Genomic DNA, 16947 nt, shown 5'->3' with positions numbered 1-16947 from the left:
AAGCCGCTTCTTTATCTGCGCCTGCCGCTTTTGCATCCCACTGCGCGTACACGTCAGCAGGGATTTCAAATGCAGGGTGTTCCCAACCAAGGAATTCACGCGCTGCTGCGATTTCTTCTGCACCTAGTGGTGCACCGTGACAGTCATGAGAGCCTGATTTATTTGGTGAACCAAAACCGATGATGGTTTTAGTACAAATAAGAGTAGGGCGAGGGTCTGCTTTTGCCGCTTCAATCGCTGCATTGATTGCGTCAGCATCGTGACCGTCAACCGCAGGGATTACGTGCCAGCCGTACGCTTCAAAACGCTTAGGTGTATCGTCAGAGAACCAGCCTTCTACATGACCATCGATAGAGATACCGTTGTCATCCCAAAATGCGATCAGTTTGCCTAGACCAAGCGTACCAGCAAGAGAACATGCCTCGTGCGAGATACCTTCCATTAGACAGCCGTCACCCATGAACACGTAAGTGTGGTGGTCAACGATGTCGTGGCCTTCTTTGTTGAACTGCGCAGCCAGTGCTTTCTCAGCCATTGCCATACCCACAGCATTGGTGATGCCTTGACCTAGCGGACCTGTGGTTGTTTCGATACCTGGCGCGTAACCGTACTCTGGGTGACCTGGCGTCTTAGAGTGCAGCTGACGGAAGTTTTTCAGATCGTCAATTGATAGCTCGTAACCGCTTAGGTGTAGTAGCGAGTAGATAAGCATTGAGCCGTGACCGTTAGACAATACGAAACGGTCGCGATCAGCCCATTCTGGGTTCGCTGGATTATGGTTTAGGTGAGAACGCCAAAGAACTTCAGCGATGTCTGCCATACCCATAGGTGCGCCTGGGTGACCAGAGTTTGCTTGTTGAACACCATCCATGCTTAGAGCGCGGATTGCATTGGCTAGCTTTCTATTTAAAGAAACGTTACGAGAAGACATGTCTGCTCCTGAGTGCAAGTAAGCGAGTTAATCGTTCGGGGAATTGTTGTGGGCGTATTCTCTCAAAGCGACTAGTGCACTGCAAACGTTTTCCAGACAAAAAAAACACAAAAAAAGCCTTTTTTGCCGCGAAATAAGCAAACTTCGCGTTTGCTCCATTTAGCCATGCAAACGTTTGTTTCACAAAATTCATGAAAAAGAGCTTGTAATTCGAGCTATCAAATTTAAAATAGACGTCTAGATGTAGAAACACCTACACACCCTAAGGCTATTTTTTGAGTAGGCTAAAGCCTGCTCTTTCAACCAAATATGGAGCTCACATGGCTAAGCACCTGTTTACTTCTGAGTCTGTTTCAGAAGGCCATCCAGATAAAATCGCAGACCAAATCTCTGATGCTGTTCTTGATGCGATCCTAGAACAAGACCCGAAAGCACGTGTTGCGTGTGAAACTTACGTTAAGACCGGTATGGTAATGGTGGGTGGTGAAATCACTACTTCAGCATGGGTAGATATCGAAGAGCTAACTCGTGAAACCGTGCGTGAAATTGGTTACGTTCACTCAGACATGGGCTTTGATGCAAACTCTTGTGCAGTCCTGAACACTATCGGTAAACAATCTCCTGACATCAATCAAGGTGTTGATAAAGCCGATCCTAAAGAGCAAGGTGCAGGCGACCAAGGCATCATGTTTGGTTACGCATGTAATGAAACTGAAGTGCTAATGCCAGCACCAATTACATACTCACACCTTTTAGTTCAAAAGCAGGCTGAAGTCCGTAAAAACGGTACGCTAGATTGGCTACGCCCAGATGCAAAATCTCAGGTGACGTTCCAGTATGACCAAGGCAAGATCGTGGGTATCGATGCCGTTGTACTTTCAACTCAGCACTGTGATTCAATCTCTACACCAGATCTGCGCGAAGCAGTGATGGAAGAGATCATCAAACCTGTTCTACCTGCAGAGTGGCTAGATAAAGAAACTAAGTACTTTATCAACCCAACGGGTCGCTTCGTGATCGGTGGTCCTATGGGTGACTGTGGTCTAACTGGTCGTAAGATCATCGTTGATACCTACGGCGGCGCAGCTCGTCACGGTGGTGGTGCATTCTCTGGTAAAGATCCATCGAAAGTAGACCGCTCTGCAGCATACGCAGCTCGTTACGTAGCGAAAAACATCGTTGCGGCAGGCATGGCTGATCGTTGTGAAATCCAACTTTCTTACGCCATCGGTGTAGCGGATCCAACGTCTATCATGATCGAAACTTTCGGTACTGAAAAAGTAGCGCACAACATCATCATTGAAGCGGTACGTCAGTTCTTCGACCTACGCCCATACGGTCTACAAGAGATGTTGAACCTACTGCAACCGATCTACAAAAAGACAGCTGCATACGGTCACTTTGGTCGCGAAGAGTTCCCATGGGAAGCGACTGATAAAGCTGCTCTACTACGTGAGTTTGCTGGTATCAAATAATTGCTACTCAGTTTTTCGGCTGTTAAGCCTTTTATTTCAAACTGTTAAAGCGATTCCTATTTCTAGCCCTTGCCGATGCAAGGGCTTTTTCTTACCCAAATATTCCCCTCAACTCGCACACCAGCCAGCAAATAATTTGTAAATTCTTTCATCTGCGCCAATAGTTAAATTAATGTTAAATGTTATTTGTGACGTACAAAACCATGATGCGACTCACGACAATAAGATGTCCTCGCGTTAGTCAGCATCGCTATTTATAGCCACACGCGCTAGTGGCATTAGTGAGAGACAATCAAGGAGGAGTCATGCCTCGAACAGTTAACAACCCATCAGAACTGAAACAAGAGCGGAAAACGGTCCCCAACCATGAGTATGCTCGAACCTTTCCCTGTAACACGGTCAATATCAGTGCACCATTTCATTGGCTAGCACTTGGCCTGCACGACTTTGTACGCATGCCGATTATCAGTGCCTTTTATGGGCTCTGTTTTATGGCAGCCGCAGTTGGCATTGTGCTGTTAGTCCAATGGCAGGGCACACATTTAGTCATCATGCCAAGCTTAGTGGTTTACATGTTGATCGGTCCATTTCTTGCTCTGGGTCTTTATGACGCCAGTTGGGAGCGAGAGCGCGGTCATAACGCCAGTCTTTTCCATTCCATTAAAGCCATCGGTCGCAATTCCAGTTCACAATGGGCATTTGCGGTACTACTGGCTGTATGTATGATTTTTTGGATGCGTATCGCTGCACTACTGCATGCGCTTTATCCTTCAGTCCAAGGGGCGCCTCTGACAGATTTCCTACCGTTTTTAGTGATTGGATCCATGGTGGGATTTGTTTTGGCTTGTGTGGTGTTTAGTATCTCTGCTTTCTCTATTCCACTGATGATGGAACGTCGAGTGGATATGATGACGGCTGTATTTACCAGTTTTAACGCGGTACGTTCGAATATTCCAGCCATGATCGTTTGGGCGGCGGTAATTTGTGGAGGAATTCTGATCGGCTTTGCCACCTACGGTATTGGCATGTTATTTACCATGCCAATCCTAGGCTACGCCACTTGGCATGGTTACCATGAAGTGATTAAGAAAAAGCATCAGCCTTAACAGTTCAAACGGTTCACGTTATGATGCATCAGCCCAGCTCACTTGCTGGGCTGTTTGTCTTTTTATGTCTCTTACGGAATCGTTGTGGATATCGAACTTCGCTATCGAGCGCAGCAGAAAGTCGCTCATTGCTTGCAGCTAGCAGAACACGCATTTAAACGTACCTTCCCAAAACCGATCATGCGTTATGGCCTGCGCGGTAAGGCAGCAGGTAAGGCTTACTTACAACTAAACGAAGTCCGCTTAAATCCGGTTCTATTCATGGAAAACCAGCAAGCTTTTCTCGATGAAGTTATTCCTCATGAAGTCGCTCACTTGATCACGTACCAAGTCTATGGGCGTGTGCGCCCGCATGGCAAAGAGTGGCAAGGTGTAATGGAAGCGGTATTTGGCGTAGCTGCAAACACAACGCACAGTTTTGCCACCCTCTCTGTACAAGGCAAAACCTTTGAATATCAATGCCAATGCACCTTGTACCCACTTTCAATTCGACGTCATAACAAAGTGATTCGTCACCAAGCCAGTTATCGTTGTCAAAAATGTCATCAGCAACTTACCTTCACCGGTCGCCAGTTGTCTTAATTGTTAAATTATCAGCTAACAAGATCCAATTTGAGTGATATCATGCATAAAGTCATTCCTTTATAAGACTTTTTCATGCGTAAACTCTTATGTCTATTGCTTGCTGTTACAGCTGGCAGTGCTGTGGCAGCGCCACCAACTTCCTTTTCTGCGGCTAAACGCGAAGCAGTCAGTATTTACAAAGATCTTGAAAAAGATATCAACTACGCCACCAGCTTTTACTGCGGTTGCGACATCAATTGGCAAGGTAAGAAAGGAGTGCCCGATCTCGAAGGTTGTGGCTACCAAATCCGTAAGCAAACCCAAAAAGTCCGCGCAACACGTATCGAGTGGGAACATGTAGTACCGGCTTGGCAGTTCGGCCACCAGCTACAATGTTGGCAAGATGGTGGGCGTAAAAACTGCACTCGCCGTGATAAGCAATTCAAGATGATGGAAGCGGATCTACATAACCTCACGCCAGCTATCGGCGAAGTGAACGGCGATCGTTCTAACTTTAACTTTAGCCAATGGAATGGTATTGATGGTGTAACCTATGGCTCTTGTGAAATGCAGGTTAACTTTAAACAACGTCAAGTGATGCCGCCGGATCGCGCACGTGGTTCAATTGCGCGCACATACCTGTATATGAGCCAAGAATATGGCTTTAAACTCTCAAAACAGCAACAAAACTTAATGTTGGCGTGGAACAAAACTTACCCAGCAGAAAAATGGGAATGTGAGCGCGACAAGCGCATTGCTAAAGTACAAGGTAACCACAATCCATTCGTGATTGAAGCTTGTCGTAAGCTGTAAGCATTAATAATTAAACCATGGCGTTAAGCAGTCGATCCCTTGTTTTTTCTGCTTAACGCATCCATGTTATACCTTTAGATATAGAAACTAAGCTGGAACTGATACACCATGCGAATTCCTCGAATTTACCACCCTGAAACTATTCACCAACTTGGCGTGATTGCTCTGAGCGATGACGCAGCCGGTCATATCGGTCGTGCACTGCGTATGCAGGCAGGCCAAGAGGTGTTGTTATTTGATGGCAGCGGTGCTGAGTTTCCAGCAGTCATTAGCTCAGTATCAAAAAAATCGGTTGAGGTTGAGGTCACTGAACGCATTGAACGCAGTAGTGAATCGCCTCTGGATCTGCATTTAGGCCAAGTGGTATCGCGCGGCGATAAAATGGAATTCACGATCCAAAAGTCAGTTGAGCTGGGTGTAAATACCATTACACCTCTTATTTCTGAACGTTGCGGCGTGAAGCTGGATCAAAAACGTTTTGAGAAAAAACTCGACCAATGGCAAAAGATTGCGATTAGTGCGTGTGAGCAATGTGGTCGTAATACCGTGCCTGAGATCCGCCCAATCATGAAACTCGAAGATTGGTGTGCTGAAGAATACGACGGCTTGAAACTCAACCTACACCCACGCGCGAAATACTCAATCAACACACTACCGACTCCGGTGGAAAAAGTTCGTCTACTGATTGGTCCTGAAGGTGGCCTGTCTGCCCAAGAGATCGATATGACGCAAGAATACCAATTTGAAGAAACGTTGTTAGGCCCGCGTGTACTGCGCACTGAAACTGCAGCGTTAACCGTAATTACAGCCCTGCAAGTTCGCTTTGGCGACCTTGGTTAAACGGAGAAGATCATGATCAAACTTGGCATTGTGATGGACCCTATTTCGTCCATCAACATTAAAAAAGATTCTAGCTTTGCCATGATGCTAGAAGCCCAACGTCGTGGCTACGAAATCCACTACATGGAAATGAATGATCTACACCTAGATCAAGGCGTCGCTATCGCAGATACCAAAGTGGTTGCGCTCAAAGAAGATCCAAATGGTTGGTATGAGTTCAAATCAGAACAGACGATTAAGCTGGCGGATTTAGATGCTGTATTAATGCGTAAAGATCCCCCTTTCGACACGGAGTACATCTACGCGACATACATTCTTGAGCGCGCAGAGGATGAAGGTGCACTGATCGTTAACAAACCGCAAAGCCTGCGCGACTGTAACGAAAAATTGTTTACCGCTTGGTTCCCTGAATTGACGCCAACCACAATTGTGACGCGCAAAGCTGAGAAGATTAAGGCCTTCCGCGAAGAGCATGGTGATGTGATCCTTAAACCTCTAGATGGTATGGGCGGCGCGTCAATTTTCCGCGTTAAAGAAAACGACCCAAACGTATCTGTGATTATCGAGACACTGACTAACCACGGTCAAAATTATGCGATGGCACAAACCTTCGTACCGGATATCAGCAATGGTGATAAACGTATTCTAGTGGTTGATGGCGAGCCAATGCCTTACTGCCTAGCTCGTATTCCTGCCGAAGGTGAAACCCGTGGTAACCTAGCGGCTGGTGGCCGAGGGGAAGCGCGTCCACTTAGCGAGACAGATAAACAGATCGCTGAGGCTGTAGCGCCTACACTTAAAGAAAAAGGTCTGATCTTTGTTGGCCTCGACGTTATTGGTGACAAGCTTACGGAAATCAATGTAACAAGCCCAACTTGTATTCGTGAAATCGAAGCCGCTTTCGATATCTCAATTACAGGCAAGTTGATGGATGCTATCGAGCGTCGCATTCAAAAATAAAGTCCAATGGGGCGCGAGTCGCCCCAACTTGGTTTGACATAAGGCTGGATACTTATGAATTTAACTAACCACTTTTTGGTCGCAATGCCAGGGATGAAAGATCCCTATTTTAAACGCAGTGTCATCTACATTTGCGAACACAATCAAGATGGTGCCATGGGGCTAATGATCAGCTCACCGATTGAGATCACTGTCGGAAAGATGTTGGAACAAGTCGATGTCCAGCCAGTTCATCCCCAGCTAAGAACTGAAAACTTGGCGATGCCTGTGCTTAATGGTGGTCCAGTCTCTGAAGATCGTGGTTTTATTTTGCATCAACCGAAAGATCGTTACGAGTCGAGTATTCAAATGACCGATCAAATCTCGGTCACCACCTCAAAAGATATCTTAGGTGTCTTGGGGACAGAAGCTGAACCCAATCACTACTTAGTCGCACTCGGTTACTCGGGCTGGGAAGCAGGACAGTTAGAAATCGAATTGGCTGAAAACTCCTGGCTCACCGTAGAAGCAGACCCTAGCGTTATCTTTGAAACTCCGGTAAAAGAGCGCTGGCAAAAAGCGGTACAAATGCTGGGCATTGATGTCGCGCAACTATCTAGCGATGTAGGCCACGCTTAACTGGCTGTGATACATGCTGGTAATTCACTCCTTTAAATATTAATTAGAAGTAAACTATGTCTAATAGAAGCATCATGGCCTTCGATTTTGGTACCAAAAGCATTGGTAGTGCGATTGGTCAGGAGATCACTGGCACCGCCTCACCACTTAAAGCTTTTAAAGCGAATGACGGCATCCCAAACTGGGATGACATTGAAAAGCAGATCAAAGAGTGGCAACCAAATCTATTAGTGGTGGGTTTACCAACCGATTTGCACGGCAAAGATCTCGAGACGATAACACCACGTGCGAAAAAATTTGCCAATCGGCTTAAAGGGCGCTTTGGCCTACCTGTAGAGCTGCACGATGAACGCCTCTCCACCACCGAAGCACGCGCAGATCTATTTGCTATGGGCGGTTATAAAGCCCTAACCAAAGGCAATGTTGATTGCCAATCAGCCGTGATCATTCTCGAAAGTTGGTTTGAAGCCCAGTGGGGTGAATAATAAAACCCACAACGTGAAAATTCGCTGAATACAAAAATCCCAAGCCGAACGCTTGGGATTTTTCGTTTCGAGTGGAGTGTCGTTACTCGCCCGCAACCTTCATGGTTTCGAGCAGGATAGACCCTGTCTGGATCTGTGAACGCGTTTCAACGTCACTACCAACCGCGACAATCTGCTGATACATATCTTTCAAATTACCGGCAATAGTAATTTCAGACACAGGGTATTGAATCTGGCCATTCTCTACCCAGAAACCCGCCGCTCCACGTGAGTAATCACCCGTCACTACGTTCACGCCCTGCCCCATAACTTCTGTGACCAAAAGACCCGTGCCTAGCTCTTTTAGCATCTGCTCAAAGTTCTGCCCCGTCGATTTAACGTAACAGTTATGAATGCCGCCAGCATGACCCGTTGGAGTCATGTTCATCTTACGCGCCGCATAACTGGTTAAGAGGTACGTAGCTAAGACACCATCGGTGATAATTTCCGTATCACGGGTGTAAACACCTTCACTATCAAACGGGCTAGACGCTAAACCACGTAAGACATGTGGACGCTCTGATAAGTTAAACCAGCTTGGTAGAATTTGCTCACCTAGGTGATCAAGTAGAAATGATGATTTACGGTAAAGATTACCACCGCTGATCGCCATCACTAGATGACCTAACAGACCTGTCGCAACATCGGCAGCAAACATCACCGGGTATTTACCGGTTGCAAGACGTTTTGCGTCTAAGCGACTTACCGTCTTTTCTGCGGCTTGTTCGCCGACTTGCTCCGGTGTCCATAGATCGTCTTTATGACGTGCCATGGTGTAGCTATAGTCGCGCTCCATTTCGCCATTGGCGCCTTGACCAATCACACAACAGCTAGTGCTGTGACGACTGCTAGCATAGCTAGCCAGTAAGCCATGGCTGTTACCATACACTTTCACGCCGTAGTGACTATCGTAGCTCGCACCATCACTTTGCTTGATCTTACTGCTGAACGCTAATGCACGCTCCTCTGCAGCAATTGCCACTTTCGCCGCGTAATCAGGATCGGGCGTATCAGGGTGGAACAAGTCAAGATCCGGGATATCTTGCACCATTAATTCTTTTGGCGCAGGACCCGCACAAGGATCTTCAGAAGTATATTGCGCGATGTCTAACGCCGCTAATACGGTTTGCTGAATCGCCTTCTCACTCAAATCAGAAGTCGATGCACTGCCTTTACGTTGACCACGGTAAACAGTAATACCCAGCGCACCATCGCTATTGAATTCCACATTTTCCACTTCGCACATACGGGTAGAAACACTTAAGCCCGTAGACTTAGTAATGGCAACTTCTGCGGCATCAGCTTTGACTGCTGCCATCTCCAGCGCTTTCGCTACTGCAGCTTCTAGCTCAGCACGTTGCTGAGCGACTTGCTCTTTTACGTCCATATTTCATCTAAATATTGGTGAGTATTGCTTCTAGGATAACAAGAATTTCGCTTTCTCCCCACGATTCTTGTTAAAATAGAGGAATAGATAGTCAAATAAGGCAAAACAGATGGCACGTAAAAATCAAAAAGCGCCATGGGAACCGGAAGAAGAGATCATCTGGGTTAGTAAATCCGAGATGAAGCGCGATATGGAAGAGTTGCAAAAGTTGGGCGAAGAACTGGTTGGTCTAAAACCTTCTACGCTGAAAAAATTCCCATTGAGTGAAGATCTAGCGGAAGCAATTCATGATGCACAACGTTTCAAAAACGAAGCGCGTCGTCGTCAATTGCAACGTATTGGTAAATTGATGCGTTACGAGGATCCAGAACCGATTCAAGCGGCACTGGACAAAATTCGTAATAAGCACTCACAGAACACAGCGGTACTGCACAAGCTTGAGCAACTGCGTGATCGTGTTGTTGAGCAAGGCGACGCAGCAATTGACGAAGTGATGGCGCTTTACCCAGCGGCAGACCGTCAACGTCTACGCCAGCTAGCTCGTCAAGCAGCAAAAGAAAAATCATCGAACAAGCCACCAAAGGCGTACCGTGAAATTTTCCAAATGATTAAAGAACTAAACGACGAAGAATTATAAGCTTTGCTTTTAAACGCGTCGCGATAGTAAAAAGGTTGCCCATTCGGCAACCTTTTTTGTTTTTAGAATCTGCTATGACCCGATCAATGCCCCGCTTTGACAAATGCGGCGAGTTCACTATTCGCATGCTCAGCACTCAACTGGTCAATACTGTCCGCGACCGAAATTTTGCCATGATTGATAAAAGCAAAATCACTGGCGATAGCTCGGGCATCACTGACATGATGCGTCACCATCACCACCGTTAAATTACGCTCACTCGCTAAGCGCTGAACTAAGCTCAACATTTCTTCACGTAAAAGTGGGTCAAGCGCAGAAAAAGGTTCATCCAGTAGCCAAATGGGGTGTGGCTGAACAAAACAGCGCGCGAGTGCTACTCGCTGACGTTGTCCACCTGAGAGTTGCTCTGGTAGACGATCAAGAAACTCACCCACGCCCACCTGTTTTGCTGCCTGCTCAACTTGCTGACGTTGTTCAAGGGTAAGTTTCAAACCAGGATGTAATCCTAAACCAATATTCTCTCTAACGCTCAGATGGGCAAATAAGTTGTGCTCTTGAAACAACATTGCTACCGGTCTTTGGTGTGGCGCTTTACCAATCAATGAGTCGCCAGCGGCTTCTATATCGCCGCGAAGTGGTTCAATAAACCCAGCCATTAACGCAAGTAGTGTCGACTTACCCGCTCCACTTGGTCCCATTAATGCGCAGATCGAGCCTGAAGCTATCTGCAAATCAAAATCAAACGGCTGATTGTGATAGGTATAGTGAACTTGCTTAATGTTTATCATGGCTAACCTTTGCATCCGCTTTGAACAGTTTTTCAATCAAGGTAAAACAGACCACGCTTAATACCAGCAAGGTCAAAGAAACCACCCCAGCCGCTTCCATTTGGTAGCTGCCTAACAGTTGGAATAGATACAAAGGCAGCGTGCGAAACTCTTGTCCGCCAAATAAAGCAATCGCGCCAAGATCCCCAATGGCCAACATAAAACTGATCGCAAAGGCGTGCGCCATTGGCTTTTTCAATCCGCGCCATTCAACCACTTTAAAGCGTTGCCAGCCTTTTAGCCCCAGACTTGCGGCTAGATATTGGTATTGCTGCTCAATTTGCAGCATTGGCTGCGAAAGGGTTTTCACTACATAAGGCAAGCCCATTAAAGCATTGACCGCGACAACAATAAAAAACGCCATACTGAACACATCGGTAACATTGCGCAGTAGTAAAAACAGCCCGGTAGAAATCACCAGCCCTGGCGTGACTAAAATGATGGTCCCCAACAATTCAATCTGATCGGCACGGCGCCCCTTGTGGTTCAGACGTAGACGACGGCTGGTAGTTAACACCGCCAGACCGGCAGATAGAGCAATCACACTCGCCACACCAGCCACTTGCAGTGAAGCCAATAATGCTTGCCAAAAACGGGAGTCACTCAATACGTTAGCGAGCTGTGAGTTCAAACCACTGATGATCACCACCAAAAGCGGAGGTACCACCAGTAAGCTCGCCATAGTAATCCAAACGCCATCCCAAATGCGCCATCCAAGCGAATCATTTACCAAATAACGCTGCTGACGAGTCGAGCCACCACTCACCGCAACTGGCTTAGCTAACCTTTGGATAGTAAGTGCTAACACACCACAAAGTAGCATCTGCCAAATGGCCAGCAATGCGCCAGCTTGAAGGTCAAAATCAAACTTAATCGCTTGGTAGATGGCCAGTTCAATCGTCGTCGATTTCGGGCCACCACCCAGTGCCATCACGGTGGCGAAACTGGTAAAACACAGCATAAAGACTAAGCCTGAGACATGAGGCAGCTGCTGACGTAAACGTGGCCACTCAACCCACTTAAATTTCTGCCACTGACTCATCCCAAGGTGCGCGCACAGCTTATGCTGCTCTTGCGGAATCGACTCTAAAGCCTGCAATAAAAGCCGGGCAGCGTAAGGCAAATTAAAGAATGCGTGGGCGAGTAAAATACCGTTCAGCCCGTAGATAGAGAAAGGCAGCTCCCCGCCCAAATAGGCGAATAGATCGGCGAACAACCCCGAATTGCCGTAAATGGCTAACAGACCAAAAACCCCCACCAAAACAGGCAACACTAAAGTTGAACTGAATAACCTCAATAATAGATTTTTGCCTTTAAAATCACGCTTAGACAACGCGTGGGCAACCGGCAAAGCCAAACCGACGCTGAGCAGCGTTGAAAGAAACGATTGATAGAAGCTAAATTGTGTCACATGGCGGTAGTACGGATCTTGCCATACCGAAAGAACATTAAGCGAAGGTGCTGCATGAAACAAAGCAGCAAGGGCTGAAAAAACAAAGGCCGCGATAAGCACCGCGACCACTAGCCCGATTTTAGGCGTACGATTCAAGCAAACATCCTATCGAGTTAATGCGCTTTGCCATTCGCGGATCCAGGCTTTACGCTGCGCAGCGACTTCATCGGAAGTAAAGCTGAGTGCCCTAGTTGGCACAGTCAAAGCTTCATACCCTTGCGGCAATTTGATATCAGTAACCGGATACATCCAGTTGCCAGTTGGCATTGCCGATTGGAACCCTTCGCTCAGAATAAACTGCATAAATTGATCGGCTAACTCTGGGTTTTGCGAGCCTTTAACTTTCGCTGCCACTTCAACTTGGGTGTAATGACCTTCAGAGAAGTTAGCGGCCGCAAAGCGCTTATCTTTTTCAGCAATCAGATGGTAAGCAGGTGATGTTGTGTATGACAGAACCATATCCGCTTCCCCCTCAAGGAACATAGAATACGCTTCCGACCAACCTTTGGTTACGGTTACCGTTTTCTTAGCGATCTTTTGCCAAGCTGCAGCAACGTCATCGCCATAGACTGACTTCATCCACAACATAAAGCCTTGCCCCGGCGTCGAGGTACGCGGATCTTGGTAGATAACTTTTAGATCATCACGCTGCTCAACCAACTCTTTTAGACTGGTCGGTGGATTGGCAAGTTTCTCGGTGTTGTAGACAAAGGCAAAGTAGCTAAAGTCATAAGGGACAAAAGTAGAATCTTTCCAGCCTCCAGGAATGGTGACACTTGAAGTATCCACCGAATGCTCAGCCAAAAAGCCAGTTTTCTTCGCCTCTGCCATTAGGTTGTTGTCCAAACCTAATACGATATCCGCTTTGCTGTTACCGTTTTCCAAACGCAGACGGTTAAGAATAGAGACACCATCATCGAGGGCAACAAAGTTCACTTCACAGCCGTTACATTGCGCCTCAAAGGCCTTTTTCACTGCAGGAGCCGGGCCCCAGTCAGCGGCGAAAGAGTCGTAAGTGTAGATAGTCAGTGTATTGTCTGCGGCAAATACCGAGAAGGAAGCACAAGCGATCGCTAGGGCTGTTAGAGTGGTTTTCACTGTTCGCTCTCCAAAGGTTGAGCGGCACAGGTTTGAAGTCGAGGCTTAATTATCCATAATCATCAATTATCCTGACTCAATTCCTACGCCAGCATTATCTGGTTCAGGTCACGGGTCCCGACAAAGGTCGATCTCAGCCAGTGCTCAGCACTTTGCTCCCCGATGAGTTTCGGATGGATTGTAATCATTCCGATTATCAATAGCTACAATCAATCAACATAAAATAGAGTAATGCAGCAAATGTGGCAAAGAATGCCTAAGGACGTTGATCATACCCCCAACGCGGCACTAATCCCTGCTCAACGCCTAGATGATCCAAAATCCGTGCGACCATAAAATCAATCAGGTCCTCTATGGTTTTCGGTTGATGATAAAAACCCGGCGCCGCTGGCATAATCGTCACGCCCATCTGCGATAACTTATGCATATTTTCTAAATGCAGGGTAGAAAAAGGCGTTTCACGTACCACCAGCAGCAGTTGCCCCCGCTCCTTCATAACCACATCCGCTGCACGTTCAATTAGGTTATCCGACATGCCATGGGCAATTGCGGCCACACTGCCTGCCGAGCATGGGCATACTACCATTTGCTTGGGTGCGGCAGACCCTGACGCCACTGGTGAGAACCAATCGTCCTTACCACACACCACCAATTTTTCTGGGTCGCAATTTAGATGTTCAACCAACGCTTGTTTGGCGGCATCTGGAGCACCAGGTAGTTTTAAACCATGCTCTGTGGCGAGCACCACCCGCGCCGCCGATGAGATCAGCAGATAAACCTGATAATCCGCCGCGAGTAAGCACTCAAGCAGACGCAACCCATAGGGTGCGCCTGAAGCTCCGGTAAAAGCGAGGGTGATGGCTTTGCTATCTTGCTTAGTCATTAACTATTATTCCGCTAGTTTAGCCAAAAGCTTCCCATGAATACCTTCAAAGCCACCATTACTCATCACTAAAATATGATCGCCTGGTTTGGCACTCGCCACAATCTGCTCAACCATTTGATCAATATCGTCACTGCTAAATGCAGGTTGTGAGCATTGCTCTGCAATCTCTTGCACCGACCATTCAATGCCTTCCGGCTGATAGAGGTAGACTTCATCAACATGGTATAAAGAAGCGGCTAAAGTTTCTTTGTGAACGCCGCGCTTCATGGTGGCGGAGCGAGGCTCAAGCACAGCAATAATCTTGTCTGTACCGACCTTGTTACGCAAACCACCACTGGTCAGTTCAATCGCTGTAGGGTGATGAGCGAAATCATCATAAACGGTGATACCATTGACCTCGCCTTTGAGCTCTAAACGGCGTTTCGTGTTGATAAACTTACCTAACGCTTCACAAGCCAGATCTGGCGTAACACCAACATGACGAGCAGCAGCGATTGCCATTAAGGCATTGTCGACATTATGATCACCGACTAGGTCCCACTTCACCGTACCAACATGTTTATCTTGCAGATAAACACTAAATTCAGATCCATCTTTATTGGTTTTCTCTGCGCGCCAATCGCCATTCTCACCGGTAAACTCTTTTTCGCTCCAGCAACCACGCCCTAGTACATCAGCAAGTGCTTGATCTTTAATTGGTGCGAGAATTCGACCATTGCCTGGAACTGTACGCACCAAATGATGGAATTGTCGCTTTATCGCCTCAAGATCATCAAAAATATCTGCATGATCGAACTCAAGGTTATTCATCACTAACGTACGTGGGTGATAGTGAACAAACTTTGAACGCTTATCAAAAAAAGCACTATCATATTCGTCTGCTTCGACAACAAAAAACATGCTTTCGCCTAATCGAGCTGAAATACCAAAATTGCCTAACACCCCACCAACGAGGAAGCCGGGCTGATAACCACACTCTTCTAAAACCCAGGCTAACATGCTTGAAGTGGTGGTTTTTCCATGGGTACCAGACACCGCTAACACCCAACGATCGTGCAACAAGAACTCTTGTAACCACTGCGGGCCTGAGGTGTAGCGCAGATTATTATTTAGTACATATTCAACGCACGGGTTGCCACGGCTCATCGCATTGCCAATGACAACGAGATCCGGTGCTGGGTTAAGTTGCTTTGGATCGAAACCTTCTATAATTTCAATACCTTGAGACTCAAGCATAGTGCTCATGGGTGGGTAAACGTTTGCGTCACTCCCCGTCACTTTATGGCCAAGTTGGCGCGCTAACATTGCCGCACCACCCATAAAGGTGCCACAGATCCCCAAGATATGAATATGCATAAACTAAACCTTGTATTACGCGAAAATTAACCGCTTCATTATGGCGATTATGTTCAGAAAAGCGAACCCTTTTGATCACGCAAATTTAGCTCACAACGTCTAATTTTGTTTCATCTTCCGTGAGTAAACCTTGCGCTGTAAGTCAGCCTTTTTCATATAAATAAATTGCGATCTCAATCAGTTACTTCAGTACCCATAAAAAGATCTACGTCTTACACTTAATAGAACCAGTGAGGCGTCGCAGAAAGCCCACTATCTTTAAGCCCCAATTGCTAAAATGAAAAGGAAACATCATGTCTGGAATGCGCACCCTTGGCGAATTCATCGTTGAGAAACAAGCAGACTTCCCGCACGCAAGTGGCGATCTATCTTCGTTACTCTCTTCAATTCGACTTGCTGCTAAAATTGTTAACCGAGAGATTAACAAAGCAGGTCTTGCTGATATAACGGGCTCTGTAGGCGCAGAAAACGTACAAGGCGAGGAACAACAAAAACTCGACTTATACGCCAATGAGAAGTTCAAAGCCGCATTGGAAGCGCGCGATCAAGTATGTGGCGTCGCAAGTGAAGAAGAAGATGAAGCGGTGGCGTTTAATAAAGAGCTCAACAAGAACGCCAAATATGTCGTGCTTATGGATCCTCTCGATGGATCATCAAACATTGATGTGAACGTCTCTGTAGGCACCATCTTCTCGATCTATCGTCGCGTATCACCAATTGGTACGCCACCTACTCAAGAAGACTTTTTGCAACCTGGCAACAAACAGGTTGCGGCAGGCTATGTAATTTATGGTTCATCAACCATGCTAGTGTACACCACGGGCAATGGTGTCAATGGCTTTACCTATGACCCTTCCCTTGGCACTTTCTGTTTATCTCATGAGAACATGATGATCCCTCAAGACGGACAGATTTATTCGATCAACGAAGGCAATTACACCCGCTTCCCAATGGGGATTAAAAAGTACATTAAGTACTGCCAAGAAAATGATTCAGCAACCAATCGTCCTTATACTTCACGTTACATTGGTTCACTCGTCGCGGATTTCCACCGTAACTTACTAAAAGGTGGTGTTTACCTATATCCAAGTACTCAAAGCCATCCAAATGGCAAACTGCGCTTATTATATGAATGCAATCCAATGGCTTATATTGTCGAGCAAGCAGGTGGTACCGCCTCTGATGGCGTTAAACGCATTATGGATATAAAGCCAACAGAGTTGCATCAACGCGTACCGTTTGTAGTGGGTTCAAAAAATATGGTGAGTAAAGTAGAAGAGTTTATAGAAATATATCGCGACGACCGCTCATAATATTAATCGATGAAAAAGCGCCTGTAGGCGCTTCAGATTGATGACGAACCCCGCTTTTTCAAGCGGGGTTCTTTTTTGGAAGCGACCGTAGGTCGCGATCGCGATATTTTTTGTTATACCGTGCGCAGAAGCTTCCATTCATTACATAGGCATACAGAA

The 16947-nt window shown here is 46.6% G+C and carries 17 protein-coding genes and 1 riboswitch; of the genes, 10 read left to right on the top strand and 7 right to left on the bottom strand.

All coding sequences use genetic code 11. From position 1 onward, the window contains the following. A partial coding sequence (locus IRQ95_RS21470) for a thiamine pyrophosphate-dependent enzyme (RefSeq protein WP_348541640.1) occupies positions 1 to 931 on the bottom strand: 931 nt, incomplete at its 3' end. Between the two features lie 320 nt (positions 932 to 1251). On the opposite strand from IRQ95_RS21470, the gene metK reads away from it, so the two are divergent. The 8 genes from metK (at position 1252) to ruvX (ending at position 7792) form a co-directional block, all read left to right on the top strand. After that, complete coding sequence (gene metK / locus IRQ95_RS21465) at positions 1252 to 2406, top strand: methionine adenosyltransferase (RefSeq protein WP_194439783.1); 1155 nt, start codon at positions 1252 to 1254, stop codon at positions 2404 to 2406. Positions 2407 to 2711: 305 nt separating this feature from the next. Further along, positions 2712 to 3512, top strand: a complete 801-nt coding sequence (locus IRQ95_RS21460) for a DUF2189 domain-containing protein (protein ID WP_194439781.1) — start codon at positions 2712 to 2714, stop codon at positions 3510 to 3512. Between the two features lie 84 nt (positions 3513 to 3596). After that, positions 3597 to 4094 carry a SprT family zinc-dependent metalloprotease gene (locus IRQ95_RS21455; RefSeq protein ID WP_194439779.1) on the top strand — a complete coding sequence of 166 codons (498 nt, stop codon included), beginning with the start codon at positions 3597 to 3599 and terminating at the stop codon, positions 4092 to 4094. 75 nt (positions 4095 to 4169) lie between these two features. Next, positions 4170 to 4889: an endonuclease gene (locus tag IRQ95_RS21450; RefSeq protein ID WP_194439777.1), complete on the top strand. Its 720-nt coding sequence runs from the start codon at positions 4170 to 4172 to the stop codon at positions 4887 to 4889. A gap of 108 nt (positions 4890 to 4997) precedes the next feature. Further along, the gene (gene rsmE, locus IRQ95_RS21445) at positions 4998 to 5729 is read left to right on the top strand and encodes a 16S rRNA (uracil(1498)-N(3))-methyltransferase (protein WP_194439775.1); all 732 of its coding nucleotides are present in this window, start codon (positions 4998 to 5000) and stop codon (positions 5727 to 5729) included. Between the two features lie 12 nt (positions 5730 to 5741). Then, entirely contained in the window at positions 5742 to 6689 is a 948-nt protein-coding gene (gshB, locus tag IRQ95_RS21440) for a glutathione synthase (RefSeq protein WP_194439773.1), read from the top strand. Positions 6690 to 6743: 54 nt separating this feature from the next. Beyond that, positions 6744 to 7307, top strand: a complete 564-nt coding sequence (locus IRQ95_RS21435) for a YqgE/AlgH family protein (RefSeq protein WP_194439771.1) — start codon at positions 6744 to 6746, stop codon at positions 7305 to 7307. Positions 7308 to 7363: 56 nt separating this feature from the next. After that, positions 7364 to 7792 (top strand): Holliday junction resolvase RuvX, encoded by a 429-nt coding sequence (ruvX, locus tag IRQ95_RS21430; RefSeq protein WP_194439769.1) that lies wholly within the window; start codon positions 7364 to 7366, stop codon positions 7790 to 7792. 82 nt (positions 7793 to 7874) lie between these two features. Here ruvX and pmbA read toward each other — a convergent pair whose 3' ends face one another. Then, positions 7875 to 9218 (bottom strand): metalloprotease PmbA, encoded by a 1344-nt coding sequence (pmbA, locus tag IRQ95_RS21425; protein WP_194439767.1) that lies wholly within the window; start codon positions 9216 to 9218, stop codon positions 7875 to 7877. Positions 9219 to 9327: 109 nt separating this feature from the next. On the opposite strand from pmbA, the gene yjgA reads away from it, so the two are divergent. Continuing rightward, the gene (yjgA, locus tag IRQ95_RS21420; protein WP_194439765.1) at positions 9328 to 9855 is read left to right on the top strand and encodes a ribosome biogenesis factor YjgA; all 528 of its coding nucleotides are present in this window, start codon (positions 9328 to 9330) and stop codon (positions 9853 to 9855) included. A gap of 83 nt (positions 9856 to 9938) precedes the next feature. Here the strand turns inward: yjgA and thiQ are convergent, their stop codons facing one another. From thiQ to mpl, 5 genes are all read right to left on the bottom strand, one after another. After that, complete coding sequence (gene thiQ / locus IRQ95_RS21415; RefSeq protein ID WP_194439763.1) at positions 9939 to 10643, bottom strand: thiamine ABC transporter ATP-binding protein; 705 nt, start codon at positions 10641 to 10643, stop codon at positions 9939 to 9941. Next, positions 10630 to 12231, bottom strand: coding sequence for a thiamine/thiamine pyrophosphate ABC transporter permease ThiP (gene thiP / locus IRQ95_RS21410; RefSeq protein ID WP_194439761.1), 1602 nt, complete (start codon positions 12229 to 12231; stop codon positions 10630 to 10632). Before thiP ends, thiQ begins: the two co-directional genes overlap by 14 nt. A 9-nt stretch (positions 12232 to 12240) precedes the next feature. Then, on the bottom strand, positions 12241 to 13233 hold the full coding sequence (gene thiB, locus IRQ95_RS21405) for a thiamine ABC transporter substrate binding subunit (protein WP_194439759.1): 993 nt from the start codon (positions 13231 to 13233) through the stop codon (positions 12241 to 12243). Positions 13234 to 13296: 63 nt separating this feature from the next. Further along, positions 13297 to 13405: riboswitch (TPP riboswitch) on the bottom strand. Positions 13406 to 13489: 84 nt separating this feature from the next. Beyond that, positions 13490 to 14116: a flavin prenyltransferase UbiX gene (locus tag IRQ95_RS21400; protein ID WP_194439757.1), complete on the bottom strand. Its 627-nt coding sequence runs from the start codon at positions 14114 to 14116 to the stop codon at positions 13490 to 13492. A 6-nt stretch (positions 14117 to 14122) separates the two neighbouring features. After that, positions 14123 to 15475, bottom strand: coding sequence for a UDP-N-acetylmuramate:L-alanyl-gamma-D-glutamyl-meso-diaminopimelate ligase (mpl, locus tag IRQ95_RS21395; protein WP_194439755.1), 1353 nt, complete (start codon positions 15473 to 15475; stop codon positions 14123 to 14125). Positions 15476 to 15768: 293 nt separating this feature from the next. Between mpl and fbp the strand changes: the two genes are divergently transcribed. Continuing rightward, positions 15769 to 16788, top strand: coding sequence for a class 1 fructose-bisphosphatase (fbp, locus tag IRQ95_RS21390; protein WP_194439753.1), 1020 nt, complete (start codon positions 15769 to 15771; stop codon positions 16786 to 16788). Positions 16789 to 16947: the final 159 nt, after the last annotated feature.

This window comes from Vibrio fluminensis (genome assembly GCF_015278125.1).
GTDB lineage: Bacteria > Pseudomonadota > Gammaproteobacteria > Enterobacterales > Vibrionaceae > Vibrio > Vibrio fluminensis.
The sequence above is the reverse complement of the archived record's forward strand: the minus strand, read 5'-3'. Positions and strand labels throughout refer to the sequence as shown.